Annotated in this window: 16 protein-coding genes; 6 read left to right on the forward strand and 10 right to left on the reverse strand. The window is 69.5% G+C overall.

The window, feature by feature from the left end:
* Position 1 precedes the first annotated feature (1 nt).
* Entirely contained in the window at positions 2-1,312 is a 1,311-nt protein-coding gene (locus AC07OX_RS10295; RefSeq protein ID WP_062476631.1) for an O-acetylhomoserine aminocarboxypropyltransferase, read from the reverse strand.
* Between the two features lie 148 nt (positions 1,313-1,460).
* Between AC07OX_RS10295 and AC07OX_RS10300 the strand changes: the two genes are divergently transcribed.
* The gene (locus AC07OX_RS10300) at positions 1,461-1,919 is read left to right on the forward strand and encodes a CBS domain-containing protein (protein WP_062476634.1); all 459 of its coding nucleotides are present in this window, start codon (positions 1,461-1,463) and stop codon (positions 1,917-1,919) included.
* Positions 1,920-2,063: 144 nt separating this feature from the next.
* Here the strand turns inward: AC07OX_RS10300 and AC07OX_RS10305 are convergent, their stop codons facing one another.
* Together AC07OX_RS10305 and AC07OX_RS10310 are read right to left on the reverse strand one after the other, a co-directional pair.
* Positions 2,064-3,047, reverse strand: coding sequence for a Bug family tripartite tricarboxylate transporter substrate binding protein (locus AC07OX_RS10305; RefSeq protein ID WP_495260438.1), 984 nt, complete (start codon positions 3,045-3,047; stop codon positions 2,064-2,066).
* On the reverse strand, positions 3,044-4,168 hold the full coding sequence (locus tag AC07OX_RS10310) for an adenosine deaminase family protein (protein ID WP_495260437.1): 1,125 nt from the start codon (positions 4,166-4,168) through the stop codon (positions 3,044-3,046). The genes AC07OX_RS10305 and AC07OX_RS10310 overlap by 4 nt, the downstream gene beginning before the upstream one ends.
* Positions 4,169-4,253: 85 nt before the next feature.
* On the opposite strand from AC07OX_RS10310, the gene AC07OX_RS10315 reads away from it, so the two are divergent.
* Positions 4,254-5,156, forward strand: a complete 903-nt coding sequence (locus AC07OX_RS10315) for a LysR family transcriptional regulator (protein WP_495260436.1) — start codon at positions 4,254-4,256, stop codon at positions 5,154-5,156.
* Here the strand turns inward: AC07OX_RS10315 and AC07OX_RS10320 are convergent.
* Both AC07OX_RS10320 and AC07OX_RS10325 read right to left on the reverse strand, forming a co-directional pair.
* Positions 5,153-5,851, reverse strand: coding sequence for an N-acetyltransferase (locus AC07OX_RS10320; protein WP_495260435.1), 699 nt, complete (start codon positions 5,849-5,851; stop codon positions 5,153-5,155). The two genes, AC07OX_RS10315 and AC07OX_RS10320, sit on opposite strands and share 4 nt — an antisense overlap.
* Before the next feature lie 406 nt (positions 5,852-6,257).
* Positions 6,258-7,478, reverse strand: coding sequence for a polyhydroxyalkanoate depolymerase (locus AC07OX_RS10325; protein ID WP_495260434.1), 1,221 nt, complete (start codon positions 7,476-7,478; stop codon positions 6,258-6,260).
* Between the two features lie 80 nt (positions 7,479-7,558).
* Here AC07OX_RS10325 and AC07OX_RS10330 point away from each other — a divergent pair, with 80 nt between their 5' ends.
* Positions 7,559-8,215: a glutathione S-transferase gene (locus tag AC07OX_RS10330; protein ID WP_062476661.1), complete on the forward strand. Its 657-nt coding sequence runs from the start codon at positions 7,559-7,561 to the stop codon at positions 8,213-8,215.
* A 10-nt stretch (positions 8,216-8,225) separates the two neighbouring features.
* Here AC07OX_RS10330 and AC07OX_RS10335 read toward each other — a convergent pair whose 3' ends face one another.
* Positions 8,226-9,053 (reverse strand): helix-turn-helix domain-containing protein, encoded by an 828-nt coding sequence (locus tag AC07OX_RS10335; RefSeq protein ID WP_495260433.1) that lies wholly within the window; start codon positions 9,051-9,053, stop codon positions 8,226-8,228.
* A gap of 115 nt (positions 9,054-9,168) precedes the next feature.
* On the opposite strand from AC07OX_RS10335, the gene AC07OX_RS10340 reads away from it, so the two are divergent.
* From AC07OX_RS10340 to AC07OX_RS10350, 3 genes are all read left to right on the forward strand, one after another.
* Positions 9,169-10,152, forward strand: a complete 984-nt coding sequence (locus tag AC07OX_RS10340) for a Bug family tripartite tricarboxylate transporter substrate binding protein (protein ID WP_495260432.1) — start codon at positions 9,169-9,171, stop codon at positions 10,150-10,152.
* A 33-nt stretch (positions 10,153-10,185) separates the two neighbouring features.
* Positions 10,186-11,520: a Rieske 2Fe-2S domain-containing protein gene (locus AC07OX_RS10345; RefSeq protein WP_495260431.1), complete on the forward strand. Its 1,335-nt coding sequence runs from the start codon at positions 10,186-10,188 to the stop codon at positions 11,518-11,520.
* An 83-nt stretch (positions 11,521-11,603) separates the two neighbouring features.
* On the forward strand, positions 11,604-12,236 hold the full coding sequence (locus AC07OX_RS10350) for a phosphoribosyltransferase (protein ID WP_495260430.1): 633 nt from the start codon (positions 11,604-11,606) through the stop codon (positions 12,234-12,236).
* Here the strand turns inward: AC07OX_RS10350 and AC07OX_RS10355 are convergent.
* The 4 genes from AC07OX_RS10355 to AC07OX_RS10370 are packed head-to-tail and all read right to left on the reverse strand — an operon-like array spanning position 12,233 to position 15,215.
* On the reverse strand, positions 12,233-12,580 hold the full coding sequence (locus AC07OX_RS10355; protein ID WP_495260429.1) for a DOPA 4,5-dioxygenase family protein: 348 nt from the start codon (positions 12,578-12,580) through the stop codon (positions 12,233-12,235). The genes AC07OX_RS10350 and AC07OX_RS10355 overlap by 4 nt on opposite strands.
* 7 nt (positions 12,581-12,587) lie before the next feature.
* Complete coding sequence (locus AC07OX_RS10360; protein WP_495260428.1) at positions 12,588-13,205, reverse strand: DUF4166 domain-containing protein; 618 nt, start codon at positions 13,203-13,205, stop codon at positions 12,588-12,590.
* A complete protein-coding gene (locus AC07OX_RS10365; protein WP_495260427.1) occupies positions 13,202-14,242 on the reverse strand; it encodes an SRPBCC family protein in 1,041 nt (346 codons plus the stop codon). Before AC07OX_RS10365 ends, AC07OX_RS10360 begins: the two co-directional genes overlap by 4 nt.
* Positions 14,243-14,273: 31 nt before the next feature.
* Entirely contained in the window at positions 14,274-15,215 is a 942-nt protein-coding gene (locus AC07OX_RS10370) for an SAM-dependent methyltransferase (protein ID WP_495260426.1), read from the reverse strand.
* Between the last annotated feature and the right edge of the window lie 50 nt (positions 15,216-15,265).

The raw sequence follows: 15,265 nt of genomic DNA on the forward strand, positions 1-15,265 counted from the left end.
CTCAGGCACCCGCCTTTTCCGCGGCCTTCAGCGCGCGCTTGAGGTCGTCGATCAGGTCGGCCGGGTCTTCCAGGCCGATCGACAGGCGGATCGTGCCCTGCGAAATGCCCGCGCCCGCCAGCGCCTCGTCGGTCATGCGGAAGTGCGTGGTGCTGGCCGGGTGGATCACCAGGCTGCGGCAGTCGCCCACGTTGGCCAGGTGGCTGAACAGCTTGAGCGCCTCGATGAAGGCCTTGCCCTGCGCGCGGCTGCCCTTGATGTCGAAGCTGAACACCGCGCCGGCACCGCGCGCACCGTGGCGCAGCAGCTTCTGCGCGAGCGCATGGCTCGGGTGCGACTCGATCAGCGGATGTCCCACGCGCGACACGAACGGATGGCTGGCCAGGAACTCGACCACCTTCTGCGTGTTGTCGATGTGGCGCTCCATGCGCAGCGGCAGCGTCTCGATGCCCTGCAGGATCAGCCACGCCGTGTGCGGGCTCATCGAGGCGCCGAAGTCGCGCAGGCCTTCGCGGCGCGCGCGCAGCAGGAAGGCGCCGACGGTGCTTTCCTCGCTGAACACCATGTTGTGGAAGCCGTCGTAGGCCTGCGTGAGCTCGGCGAACTTGCCCGACTTCTCCCAGTCGAAGCTGCCGCCGTCGACCACCACGCCGCCAATGACGGTGCCGTGGCCCGAGAGGAACTTGGTGGCCGAGTGGTAGACCAGGTCGGCGCCCCAGTCGAAGGGCTTGATGAGGTAGGGCGAGGTGAGCGTGGAGTCGACCAGCAGCGGCACGCCGGCTTCGTGGGCGATGTCGCTCACGGCGGGGATGTCGAGCACGTCCAGGCCCGGGTTGCCCACGGTCTCGCCGAAGAAGAGCTTGGTCTCGGGGCGTACCGCGGCGCGCCAGGCGTCGAGATCGCCGGGCTTCACGAAGGTGGTCTCGATGCCGAAGCGGCGCATCGTGTAATGCAGCAGGTTCTGCGAGCCGCCGTACAGCGCGGTGCTCGCGACGATGTGCGAGCCCGCGCCCATCAGCGTGGCCACCGAAAGGTGCAGCGCCGCCTGGCCGCTGGCCGTGGCGATGGCGCCGATGCCGCCTTCGAGCGCCGACACGCGCTGCTCCAGCACCGCGTTGGTCGGGTTGCTGATGCGCGAGTAGACGTGGCCGGCGCGTTCCAGGTTGAACAGCGCGGCCGCGTGGTCGCTGGATTCGAAGACGAAGGAGGTCGTCAGGTGGATGGGAACGGCCCGCGCGCCGGTGGTGGGGTCGGGGGCGGCGCCGGCGTGCAGCGCGAGGGTGTCGAAACCGGGGTCGGAATAACCGGGCATGAAGGCCTTTCTGTTGTCTCTTCGCAATGCCCCGTGACGCCGGCAATGCTTGCACAGGCGACAGGGGCGTTCGGGTCGGCGTCGATTGTGGGCTATATTCAAATCGGCACGACGCCGAGAACGACGAATCCCCGAGAGGAGCACCACCATGAAAGTCAGCGACATTCTTCGCGTCAAGGGCAACACGCTCTTCACCACCACGCCCGACGACCCGCTGGCGGAAGCCGCCAAGACCATGGCGGACAAGGACATCGGTTCGCTGGTGGTCATGGAGCACGGCGACCTGGTCGGCATGCTCACGTTCCGTGAAGTGATCGTGGCCGTCGTCAACAACGGCGGCCAGGTCGGGACCACGCTGGTGCGCAAGGCCATGGACGACGCGCCCGTCACCTGCACGCTCGAAACCGACCTCGACGAAATCCGCCGCATCATGCTGGAGCGCCACGCGCGCTACATGCCCGTGATGGACAAGCGCATGCTCATGGGCGTGATCAGCTTCTACGACGTGGCCAAGGCCGTGGTCGACGCGCAGAACTTCGAGAACAAGATGCTCAAGGCCTACATCCGCGACTGGCCGGAAGACGAGAGCAACGAAAAGGCCGGCTGAGCCTTTTCAGCCAGCCACTGACCGACTCGCCGTCGGCCCCTTCAAGCGAACACCGAGGAACCGGCTTTGCCGGGCCTCAGGTGTTGCCCCCGGTAGGGGGTTGGCGAAGCGACACGAAGTGCGCGCAGCCTGGGGGCGAGCTTTTTACTCTTTGATGTTGGCGGTTTCGACGATCTTCTTGTTGCGTGCGTACTCCGACTGCACGAACTTCCCGAACGCCTCCGGCGTTCCGCTGCCCGGCAATGCGCCTTGCTCCGCCAGCTTGGCGCGCACGCCTTCCTCCTGCAGCACCGCATTCAGTTCCTGGTTGAGCCGCGCCACCACGGCCGGCGGCGTCTTCGCGGGCGCGAAGATGCCGGTCCAGCTCACCATGTCGTAGCCCTTGAGGCCGGGCATCTCGTTGAAGGTGGGCACCTGCGCGAGCGCCGGCAGGCGCTGGCTGCCGGTGATGCCCAGGGCCTTCAGGCGCTTGCCGTTCACGTGCGGGATGGCGCTGGTGCTCACCAGCATCGCGAGGTCGACCTGGTCGCCGATCACGTCGGTGGCGATCTGCGCACCGCCGCGGTAGGGCACGTGGGTCACGAAGATGCCGCTGCGTTCCTTGAGCAGTTCCATCGCCAGCTGCAGCACGGTGCCCACGCCCGAGGTGGCGTAGTTGTAGTGGCCGGGCTGGGCCTTGGCGAGCTTCACGAAGTCGGCGTAGCTGCGCACGTCCAGGCCGGGGCGCGCCACCAGCACCATCGGCGCGGTGTTGAGCAGGCCGACGGGCGCCAGGTCTTTCAGCGGATCGAAGCGGAAGGCCGAGGGGTTGACCAGCCGGCCGATGGCGATGGCGCTGTCGGGACCGACCACCAGCGTGTAGCCGTCGGGCGCCGCGCTCACGGCCTTGGCCACGCCGATGGCGCCGCCCGCGCCGCTCACGTTCTCGATCACGACCGACTGCTTGAGCCGCTCGCCCAGGCGCTGCGCCACGAGGCGGGCGTTGACGTCCACGCTGCCGCCGGCCGTGAAGGGCACGATCAGCGTGAGGGGCTTGGCAGCAGGCCAGGCTGGCTGGGCGAGGGCGCCCGTGGGCAGGGCGGCGCAGAGTGCGGCGGCAGCGAGGATCAGGCGGCGGTTCATGGTCATGGCAGGGTCATCCGGGGAAGGGGGGTGGCGGAAGGCGTGGGTTCGGAGGGCAGGCGGGCGCGCAGCGCGTCGAAGTCGGCGCTCCATTCGGCGCGCCACTGGCGGCGCTGCGTGTCGTCGATCCACGCGCCGTCCAGGCCGTTGTGCATGAAGCCGCGCAGGTCGTCCAGGCCGAAGCCGAAGTCGCGCACCATCATCAGCCAGGCGCCCGTGGGCGTGACCTGGTGCAGCGTCGGGTCGTCGGTGTTCGGGTGGATGCGCAGGCCCAGGCCGGGCATGCGGCGGATCGGGTGGTCCTGCGCCCAGCGCTCGGGCGGCAGCGTGCGCAGGTAGTAGGAGTTGGTCGGCACCACGGTGAAGATCACGCCGCGCTCGGCGCACTGGCGCGCGAAGTCGGGCTGGTCGACCACCGTGTAGCCGTGGTCGATGCGGTCGACCTGCAGCAGCTCGAGCGCGGTGCGCACGTTGGTCCAGGGCATGCCGAACTCGCCGGCGTGCGCGGTGGTCTTGAGGCCGGCCTTCTTCGCCTCGGCGTACGCGCGGGCGAAGAGCTCGGGCGGCCGGTCGTTCTCGCGGTAGTCGATGCCGATGCCGATCACCTCGTCGCAGCGGTGGGCCTGGACCCACTCGACCATCTCCACGGCCGCCTCGGCGCTGGCCTCGCGGTCGATGGCGGCAATGAGCCGGCCGGTGATGCCGAAGGCCTGCTGCGCATCGTGGATCGCGCGGACGATGGCGCCCTGCGCGAGCGGGTACGCAATGCCCGAGCCGTGCACCGTGCCGGTCGGGTTCCAGAAGAACTCGGCGTAGCGCACCTGGTGCGAGGCCGCGTCCTGCAGGTATTCGAGCGTGAGCTGGTACAGGTCGTCGGCGCTGCGCACCAGCTGGGCGTCGAGTGCGCGCAGCACGCGCAGCACGCCCACGGGCTTTTCGCCGCGCGTGTAGAAGCCGTCGATTTCCGCGTCGGCCAGCGGCGCGCCGGCGCGCTGATTGAGCTGGCGGAAGGTGTCGTGGCGCACGGTGCCGAAAAGGTGGCAGTGCAGTTCCACCTTGGGAATGGCGCGCAGCATCGCTTCGAGCGTGAAAGGAGCGGCGGCGGGCGCAGGCGCGGCAAGGGTCATGCGGCGCAGTCTAGGCAGTGCGTGCTCATAAGGAAAATTTTGAATTTCTATAATTTGATTCATTGAATCGATAACCAGGATGCCCATGGCCGCCTTGCCCCTGCGTGCGCTCACGCTGCGCCAGCTGCAGTGTTTCTCGGTGCTGGTCGAGGAAGGGCACTTCGGCCGCGCGGCGCGCCGGCTCGCCATCACGCAGCCCGCGCTGAGCAACGCGATCAAGCAGATGGAAAAGCTGCTCGGCGCCGAGCTGCTGACCCGCTCCACCCACCGGCTCGAACTCACGCCCGTCGGCGCCGAGGTGCTGGCGCGCACCGATTTCCTGGTTCACACCTTCGAGGTGGCGCTGCGCGACATCGAAAGCACGGTGCAGCGCGGCCGGGCCTACGTGCGCGTGGGCGTGATTCCCTCGGCCAGCGCGCGCGTCGCGGCGGCGGCGGCCGGCTTCCTGCAGCAGCGCGGCGAGGTGGAACTGGCCTGGCGCGACGCGCCCTCCACGGTGCTGCTGGCCGAGCTGCGCAGCGGCCAGCTCGACATGGCCGTGGCCGCGATCACCGAGCCGCCGGGTGGCTTGGCCTGCATCGACCTGTTCCGTGACCCGCTGGTGCTCGTGGTGCGCAGCGACCACGCGCTGGCGGCGGCCGGCGAGGCGCGCTGGGAGGCCATCGGCAGCGAGCGCCTCGTGCTGTTCGAAAGCGGCAGCATGCCGGCGCTGGGCGACCCGGCGCGCGCACAGTTCGCGCAGGGCTCGCAGCCGTACCGCGTGAGCTATTCCGAAACGCTCTATGCATTGGTGCGCAGCGGGCAGGCGCTGGGGCTGATGCCGCAGCTGTACACCTCGTCGCTGCGCGACCCCGAGCTGGCCGTGGTGCCGCTGTCGGCGCCGCGCATCGAGCGGCGCGTGGTGCTGGCCTACCTGCCGGGGCCGATGCGCAACGTGGCGGCGCAGGAGCTCATCGGGTTCCTGCGCGAGCGATTGCCGCAGGCTTAGGCGGCTTCGAGCATTGCCATGCGCGTTTCGCTACCGAAACGCTCCAGCGTCCAGCCTTCGCCGAGCATGAACATGCGCGTGTGCAGCTGCGACAGCGTATCGCCATCCACTTCGTCGCCCAGGTAGCTCAGCCGTTTCTCGCGCAGGTCGACAAAGCCCGTCGTGTAGTCGCGCCCCAGGCGCAGCCACAGCGCGTGCGCGCCCGGCGACTGGCGCGCGCCGCTCATCAGGCACATGCCGCTGCCCAGTGCCCAGCGGTACACGGCCGTGGCCAGCCCGCGCCGCTGGTAGGCGGGGTCGTACTGCGAATGCGGCGCGCGGATGTGGCGGTCGGCGCGGCGGTCGAGTTCGATGAGGCGGTTGAACACGGTGTAGCCGACCAGCCGCTGGTGGCGCACGTCCTCGATGTACACGTAGGTCTCGCCGTCGGCCTCGCGAAAGCGCGCGCGCAGGTCGGGGTCGTCCAGGCGCAGCGCGGGCAGGTCCTGCACGCGCTCGCCCATGGCGCGCATGCGCTCGTACACGGGCGTCAGCGGCTCGCTCGGGCGGCCCTTCTTCGGATCGACGTCGATGCGCAGCTCGGCCGGCCGCAGCAGGCGGCGGCGCAGCGCGTCGAACGACAGCCAGGCGGGCCAGGGCGGCAGGGTAGGCGAAGGCGAAAAAGAGACGGAAGGGGAGCAGGCAAGAGCCACCACGGGGAAATCCTCACGACGAAACACGACGGCGAAGCGGGCGAGGTCCTTCCGCGCGACACGGGGCCGGAGGCGGGAAGAAGGTCGGACGCTGGGGGAAGTGGTGCGTCGCCCGGGCGGATCAAAGCCAGGACGCGCGACCGCGCGGGGCGGGTGCCCGACGGTCGATGTGCGCTGAAGAGAAAAGGAGGCTGACCGCCGGGCTCAGGGATGTGCGAGGGTCTGCTGCGACCTCGCCGTCATCGCCGCGGGTGCGCGCACGCGCGCGTCGCCCGGGGCCGCAGAGGCCGCCGCGCGATCGAAACCGGGGATGAAAACCATGACGTTCATAGGGTCGATTGTAGGAAGCCGGGGGTGTTCGGGCAACCAAAGCCCCCGCGGTCTCTGCCAGATTGAACGCGGGTTGCGCTCAGTGCAGTTCGTCGGCCGCGTGGATCGTCTCGCGCACGCGCGGGTAGATCTGCGTGTTCCATTTGCTGCCGCTGAACACGCCGTAGTGCCCCACGCCGGCCTGCAGGTGGTGCGTCTTGAGGTACGGGCGGATGCCGCTGCACAGGTCTTGCGCGGCCACGGTCTGGCCGACCGCGCAGATGTCGTCGCGCTCGCCTTCCACCGTGAGCAGCGCGGTGCGCCGGATCGCCGCGGGGTTCACGGTGCGCCCGGCCACGGTGAGCACGCCGCGCGGCAGGTCATAGGTCTGGAACACGCGCTCGACGGTCTCCAGGTAGAACTCGGCCGGCAGGTCGTTCACCGCCAGGTACTCGTCGTAGAAGTCGGCGATGGTGCGGGCCTTCTCGAGTTCGCCCTCGACCAGCAGGCGCTCCATGTCCTCGAACTGCTTCTTGTGGCGCTCGGGGTTCATGCTCATGAAGGCCGTGAGCTGCAGGAAGCCCGGGTACACGCGCCGCATCGCGCCTGCATGCGGCCACGGCACGTGGCTGATGAGGTTGCGGCGGAACCACTCGATGGGCTTGCTGGTCGCGAGCACGTTCACGCCGGTCGGGTTGATGCGGCAATCGACCGGCCCCGCCATCAGCGTGAGGCTGCGCGGCGTGGCCGGGTGGTCGTCTTCCGCCATGAGCGCGGTCGCGGCCAGCGCGGCCACGCAGGGCTGGCACACGGCCACCATGTGCGCGCCCGGGCCCACGGCCTCGACGAAGCGCATCAGCTGCAGCGTGTAGTCGTCCAGCCCGAAGCGGCCCTGCCACAGCGGCACGTCGCGCGCGTTGTGCCAGTCGGTCAGGTACACGTCGTGGTCGCGCAGCAGCGTGCGCACGGTTTCGCGCAGCAAGGTCGCGAAATGGCCCGACAGTGGTGCGACCAGCAGCACGCGCGGGTGCACCGCTTCGGTGTGTGCCTTGCGAAAGTGCAACAGCGTCCCGAAAGGCGAGACCAGCGCGGCCTCTTCGTGCACGGGCACCTCGGCGCCGTCGACCACCACGCTGTCGATGCCGTAGGCCGGCCGCGTGTGGGTGAGCCGCATGCGCGAGAAGACCTCGCAGCGCGCGGCCATGCGCCGCAGCGCGGTGCGTTCGGTGCCGTCCTGCCAGAGGGCGCGGCCCAGGTACTGCGCGGTGAGCCGCCATGGCGAGAGCAGGTCGGCCTGGTTCTGGTAAGCGCGGTACAGCATGCCCCCGCTGCAGGCAAGTTGCGGGCCAACCGTGTGGCACGGCGCTTGCACACAGCCCGCATCGTCCAAGGAGTGTCGCGATGGCCAAACCCGTTCTCACGATCAGCAGCAAGAACTACGGCGCCTGGGCGCTGCGCGGCTGGCTGATGTGCAGGCTCGCGGGGCTGGACTTCAGCGAGAAGGTCATTCCGCCCGACGACCCGGCCATGAAGGCCGAGATGCTGCTGCTGTCGTCGTCGATGCTGGTGCCTTCGCTGCAGCATGGCGGCATCAAGGTGTGGGACACGCTGGCCATCGGCGAGTACCTGAACGAGATCAAGCCCAAGGCCGGCCTGCTGCCCGCCGACGCCGCGGCGCGTGCGCACTGCCGCGCCATCTGCGGCGAGATGCACTCGGGCTTCGCCTCGATGCGCGGCGCGCTGCCGATGAACATCAAGGCCCGCTTCAAGAACTTCAAGGTGTGGTCGCGCGCGCAGGGCGACATCGACCGCATCGTCGCCATCTGGCGCGAGTGCCTGAAGGCCTACGGCGGCCCGTTCCTCTTCGGCAAGCAGCCCGGCATGGCCGACGCGATGTATGCGCCCGTGGTCACGCGCTTCCTGAGCTACGACGTGGCGCTCGACAGCGTGTGCGCCGCGTACTGCAAGCGCGTGATGGAGCTGCCCGCCATGAAGGAATGGGTGGCCGCCGCGCTGCAGGAGCCCGACGAGATCGACGAACTCGACGCGGAGTTCTGACGCTGCTTCTTCAGGCGCTCGCGGGCGGCAGGCCGAGGCCGTCCTGCCGCAGCCGGCGTTCGATGCTTTGCGCGGCCTGTTGCAGGTCGCCCAGGTGCGCTGACACGATCTCGCGCTCGCTCTTCACCGACGGCAGCCACGCGCAGCTGAGGCAACCCACCACCTGCTCGCCCAGCCGCACCGGCACCGACACCGCGCCGAAGCGGTCGGGCGAATCGAGGCTGGTGGACGTGGGGTCGCGCGCCGCGTAGCCCTGGTCGCGCGCATGCGCCACCATGCGGCGAATGCTGTCGGGGCGCCGCGCGCCGCGGTCGAAGTCGTTGGGTGAGCGCGCCAGTGCGGCAACGATTTCGCGCCGCTCGTCTTCGGGGCAGAACGCGAGGTAGCAACGCCCGAGCGACGACAGCAGCATCGGCGGACGAAAGCCCAGCGCGCGGTAGTTCACCGCCAGGCCGTTGCGCGGCCGGTCGGTGTCGAGGATGAGCATCGCCGTGCCGTCGCGCACGCCCAGGTCGATCGGCCACGGCACCAGCCGCTGCAGCGTGGCGCGCGGCGACGCCGCCAGGGCCGTGAGCCGCGTGCGCCACGCTGCAGCAGCCCCTGACTGGCCAGTGGCCGAGGTGGGCACGTAGCGCTTCTCCAGCTCGTTGCGCTCCACCCAGCCGGCCTGCTGCAGCGTCTTCAGGATGCGCAGCAGCGTGGCCTTCGACAGGCCGGTCTGCCGGTGCAGCTCCTGCAGCGTGACGGCCGACGAACGCTGGATCGCCAGCATCACGTCGAGCCCGCGGCGCAGGGCGTCGATCGACTTCACGCTGTGCGCGCCGGTGGTGTCCGACATGCCGCCTCCGAAGAAAAAAGGTTCACTCAGTGAAACTATATCTTCTGGCCGCGCGGCGCCATTCCTACAGTCCGACGACACCCCCACGTCGTCCCACCAAGAAGGAAAACGCAAGATGTTCCACCAACGAAACATGGTCTGTGCCGCTGCAGGAGCCATTCTTTTGCTGTGCGCCGCGACAGCGGCGCTGGCGCAATCGTGGCCCGCGAAGCCGGTCACCCTCGTCGTCGCCTACCCGGCCGGCGGCGACACCGACGCCATCGCGCGCACCTACGCCGAGAAGCTCGCGCAGCGCCTGGGCCAGCCGGTGCTGGTCGACAACCGCCCCGGCGCGAGCGGCATGATCGGCAACGCCTGGGTCGCGAAGGCGCCGGCCGACGGCTACACGCTGCTCTTCACGCCCAGCACCTTCCCCATCGCGCAACACGTGCTCAAGGCCGGCCCCGGCGTGGCGCACGACGTGGTGAAAGACTTCACCCCCATCGTCAAGACTGGCAACATCCCGGTGCTGATGGTCACGGCGCCCACGAGCGGCATCCAGACCGTGGCGCAGCTCGTGGCCGGCGCCAAGGCCGGCAAGGCCTTCACCTACGGCACGCCGGGCGCGGGCTCGCCGATGCACATTGCGGGCGAGCTCTTCAACAAGGACGCCGGCGTGGCCATTGCACACGCGCCGTACCGCGGCGTGGCGCCGGTGGTCAACGACACGCTGGGCGGCCACGTGAGCGTGGGCTGGATCACGCCCGGCGCGGTGGCGGGCCACATCGCCGCCGGCAAGCTGGTGCCGCTGGCCGTGGCCGAGCGCCAGCGCACGAAGCTCATGCCCAACGTGCCCACCTTCCTGGAGCTGGGCTACCGCGACATGGACGTGAGCGCCTGGATGGGCCTGCTCGGCCCGAAGGCGATGCCGGCCGAGGTGGTGCAGACGCTCAACCGCCACGTCAACGAGATTTTGAAGATGCCCGACGTGCAGGCCCGCATGGCCGCGCTCGGCATCGAGCCCGTGGGCGGCGAGCCGGCCGTGCTGGCCCGCCAGATCGCCGACGACGACCAGCGCTTCGGCAAGCTGGTGCGCGAGTTCGGCATCCGCGCCGACTGACGACACAGACACCCGCAGACAAGGAGACGATGTATGTTGAGCGAAGAAAAGAACCGCCTGCTGACCGAAGTGGGGCCGGGCAAGCCCATGGGCGATTACCTGCGCCGCTACTGGCACCCGATCGCCGGCGCCAGCGAGTTCGACGACAAGGCCGTGAAGCCGCTGCGCATCCTCGGCGAGGACCTCGTGCTCTACAAGGACCTGAGCGGCAACTACGGCCTCGTCGACCGCCGCTGCCCGCACCGCAATGCCGACATGTCGTACGGCTACGTGGAGAAGTGCGGCCTGCGCTGCAGCTACCACGGCTGGCAGTACGACACGAGCGGCCAGTGCATCCACCAGCCCTTTGAAGAAACGCTGGACCCCGACGCGCGCATGCGCAAGAACACGAAGATCAAGGCCTACCCCGTGCAGGAAAAGGCCGGCCTGCTGTGGGCCTACATGGGCCCGCAGCCCGCGCCGCTGCTGCCCGGCTGGGAACTCTTCAATTGCAAGAACGGTTTCGCGCAGGCCGTGTTCGCCGAGATTCCCTGCAACTGGTTCCAGTGCCAGGAGAACTCCATCGACCCCGTGCACTTCGAGTGGACGCACAACAACTGGACCACGCGCCTGCAGGGCGACGAAGGCCCCTACGTGCCCACGCACCTGAAGCTGGCCTTCGAGGAGTTCGAGCACGGCTTCGTCTACAAGCGCCTGCGTGGCGGTGAGCGCGAAGACAACGTGATGTGGACCACCGGCCGTGTCACGCTGTGGCCCAACGGCTTCTTCCTGGGCCACCACTTCGAATGGCGCGTGCCCATCGACGACCACCACACGCTGAGCGTGCTGTGGGTGCTCAGCCGCGTGCCCACCGAGCAGGAGCCCTATGTGCAGGAACGCATTCCCTCGTGGTATGGCCCCATCAAGGACCCGGCCACGGGCCGCTGGATCACCAGCCACGTCGCCAACCAGGACTTCGTGGTCTGGGTCGGGCAGGGCACCGTCACCGACCGCACGCGCGAGAAGCTGGGCCAGAGCGACAAGGGCATCGTGATGATGCGCCGGCGTTTCTTCGAAGAACTCGAGTCGATGCAGTCCGACCCGTCGCACGAGCCCAAGGGCCTGATCCGCGACCCCGAGAAGAACCGCGACGTGTTCCTGCCCTCGGCCTGCCGCGACGAGATGCTGCACGGCCTGCCGCGCGAGGAACTGGCTGCGCATCCGCTGCTGGGACCGTACCTGAAGGACTTCTTCGGGCAGGCCGGGCAGCCCGACGATGTGCGCGCGGCGTATGAGCAGGCCATCGGGCAGAAGGTCGAAGGGGCGCAGTTCTTCAAGGTCCACGGCGGCACATCGGACGCCGAGGCGGAAACGCAAGAGGCTGCGTAACGCACGCCGCGATCCGGGTCTTTGCGCCGGGGCTCGCCTCGACGCGAACCGCGTGTGAACATCCCGTGTCGGGAGCACACGCCGTGAAGTTTCGTGATCGCGCACAGGCCGGCCGCCAGCTCGCTGCCTTGTTGCAGCGGCGCGGTGGTTTTGCGGACGCCGTGGTGCTGGCGCTGCCGCGCGGCGGCGTGCCGGTGGCCTTCGAGGTGGCCCGCGCGCTGCGCTTGCCGCTCGACGTGCTGGTGGTACGCAAGCTGGGCCTGCCCGAACAACCCGAGTACGCCTTCGGCGCGCTCGCGGGCGACGGCGTGCCCGAGATCGACGAACACCTGGTGCGCACGCTGGACCTGCGTCCTTCGGAGATCGATGCCGTGGTCCGTGCTGAACTCGCCGAGTTGGCGCGCCGCACGCAGGTCTATCGCGGTGATCGCCCGGCGTGCGAGGTGCAAGGCCGCACGGTGCTCGTGATCGACGACGGACTTGCCACCGGAGCCACCATGCGTGCTGCGGTTCGCGGACTGCGGCGACAGGGCGCCGGCACCGTCATCGCCGCCGTGCCCGTGGCGTCGCCCGAGGCCTGCGAGGCCTTGCAGCGCGAAGCCGACGACGTGCTGTGCGTGCGATGCCCGACGGTGTTTCGCGCGGTCGGCGCCTGGTATGAGGACTTCTCGCAGACGACAGATGAGGAGGTCTGCGCCCTGCTGGCGCAGGCCTAGCGCCGGAACATCCGCAGATCGAGCGCGCTCTCTTCGCCCAGCCACATCGCATGCGCCGTGTGGTCCGCGAAGTCGTCGCCGGTCACGCCGTGCACGAACACGTCCAGGCCGTTGCGGTTGGCTTCGAGCCAGCCGATGACTTCGTCGAACTCGGCGGCGTCGAAGGCCAGCTGGCAGCTCCAGTGCGGGTGCGGGCCGACCAGGCGTTCGTGCACCCGGCCCACCACCACCATCAGCTCACGGCCGGCGCGCTCGCTGAGCTCGCGCGCCTGCGCCAGCGTGGCGGGGGCGAAGTAGATGTGAGCGTGGTACTGGGCGTAGAGGTTTTCAGGGCGGCGCGGCATGGTGGGCTCATTGTGAACCGAGGCGGAAGCGTCCGCTGTAGCGAAACACGTCGCCGAACCAGCGGTGGCGCAGCAGCATCTTCATCGTGAAGTGGTCGGGGTCGGACGGGTCGGGCCGCTCCTCGACGTAGGCGGTGCCGAGAAAAAGGCCCAGCGGCAGCGGAATGCGCAGCCCCGCGAGGCGCCAGATGTAGCCCCGGTCGCGGAACACGAGCGCACCGTCTTCCGCGCTCACCGCCAGGCGCATGCCGATGCCGAAGCGCACGTATTCGATCACCTCGCTGCCTTGCGCCGCGTCATGTTCCATGTGCGAACGGAAATGAAAAGGCGGCCTGCCCGGGAAGTGGAAGACGCGGTCCCAGTAGAGGTGGGCGTTCTCGGGGTGGCAGCGGTAGTGCACCTCGATCGGCACCTGGGTACCCTGGTGGGGAACGAGCGCGCCGAACAGCCGGCCGAAGGGCATCAGCAGCGCGGCCCACGGGGCGTGCCAGACCTCGCTCATCGTGCCGCGCACGCAGACGTAGTCGTCGGAGAACGGCGCCATCGTGTAGTGGCGGCGGATCACGTCGCCGAGCCGGTCCCACGCAGGGCCGAGCGCCTGCTGGAAGACGGGTGGCGCGCTCATCCCGCCACCGCCTGGGTGGCTTCGCTGCGCGCCTTGTAGAAGCGCAGGATGTTCTCGGAGGCGTCGCCAAGCAGGAACTGCATGACCGGGTCCGCATACCAGTTGAAGCGCGTGCTCAGCCGCCACGACACCGCGACGCGCAGCTCGGTGCCGCCGTCGCGCGGGGTCAGGGTGTAGGTGGCGTCGCGCAGGTCGAAATACTGGCCGCCGATCATCACGTGGTCGTCGAGCGCGCCGGCGGGAAAGGAGTCGGGCGTGAAGCGGAAGCGCCACTTCAGCAGGCGATCGGGCTGCCACTCGGTGACGACCTCTTCGAAGTGCACGTTCTTCTGCCACTGCACCTGGCGCACGCGGCCCTCGGGCGTGTCGACGGTCACGCCCGACACCGGCATCGGCACGCCGACGCGGTAGGCCCACGCGTCGCCGACTTCGCTGGGGCGGATGTCGCGCGCGGCGTTGAGCTCGTGCCACACACGCTCGGCCGGCGCCGCGATGAAGAGCGTGCGCGAGGTGTTCGAGAACTGGTCGGGGTTGGGCCATTGCGGCTCGATGCCGCCGAGCAGCAGCGGCACCAGGGCGACGCTGTACAGCGCGGGCCTGGGCCAGTTGGTGATGCGGCACACGATGCCCATGGCCAGCCCGCCGACGCTGCCCATCACCGCGAACAGCGGCACGATGAAGGCGGCGCAGATGATGCCTTCGATGAACACCATCAGCGTGCCGCCCACGAACAGCGCGGTGGCCACCCACGGCGCCCAGAGGTAGTAGCCCCAGCTGCGCCGCTCGATGCGCTCGGCCAGGTACACCGTGACCGCGCCGCACGCCGCGGGCGCGAAGTAGACGAAGGAGCCCAGCATGGCCGAGAAGGGCTCGCCGGGGCCGCCGCTGAAGACGAGGCGCAGCACTAGCGCCAGCGCCGCGCCGGCGAACATGGGCCAGAACCAGCCGAAGGGCATGCCGCGCACGGGCTTGGGGGCCGGCACGTCGTCGTTGGCCGGCAGGTCGGCGAGTTTGCTTTCTTCGGGCTCGGTGCGCATGGAAATCTCTTCTCCTCTTTTTTGTGCAGTCTCAGCTGGCGCTGCGCCGGGCCGTCACCATGGCGTAGTCGAAGTCGCGCCAGAACATGCCCAGCGCGAGCGCGCAGTAGCTGGCCACGATGTGCTTGCGGCGCCAGGGGCTGAGCCTGCCGCGCGCCTTCCAGAGTTCGGCCAGCGTGAAGCGGGTGGCCAGCACGGGGATGTGCAGCGCGCTCGGTGCCACGCGCCAGCGCAGCGAGGTGAACGCGATGTCCTCGAAGCCGTGCGCGCGCAGCGCGGCCGTGAAGTCGTCGCGCACAGCCAGCGTGGGCACGGCCCAGCTGTCGGCCCACAGGCGGTGCAGCCAGCCCGCGAGGCGGCCCGGCCGGCGGCGCAGCAGGAAGCCGTCGACCACCACCAGCCGCGCGCCGGGCTTGAGCAGCCGCGCGGCCTCGCGCACGAAGTCGGCCTTGGCGGTGCCCTCGGCGTAGCAGGCGCTTTCGAGCGCCCAGGCGCCGTCGGCCTGGGCGGCGGGCAGGCCGGTGCGGGTGTAGTCGGCCTCGACGTGCGCGACGCGGTCGGCCACGCCGGCCCGGGCGTCGAGCCGCGCGGCGATGCCGTTCTGCACCGGCACGTTGGTCACCGTGACCGCATGCAGCGCGGGGTCGTCGCCGACCAGCGTGCGCGAGGTGGCGCCGGCGCCGCAGCCCAGGTCGAGCACGCAGCGCGGGGCATGGGTGGCGGTGTCGAGTTGCAGTGCTCGGCCGACGGTGCGGTTCATCTCGATCAGCATGCCCTCGCGCCGCAGCGGGTTCAGGCCCAGGCGCCAGAAGCCGAAGTGCATGTTGTAGCTGGGGCTCCAGGCGCGGTAGTCGTCGGCGACCTCGGTGAAATAGTCCTGCGTGTCCTCACGGCTCACGTGGCCTTCGACGGCAGGCGGCGCGGGCCGCGCGGTGCCGGGCAGGCGGAAGTCGGGCTGGAAGACGTCGGGCATCGAAAACTCCTTCGGACGTGGGCGGGTGGGGTGTGACAGCGTGGGTTTTT

Source organism: Variovorax sp. GW821-FHT09D07 (assembly GCF_059416345.1).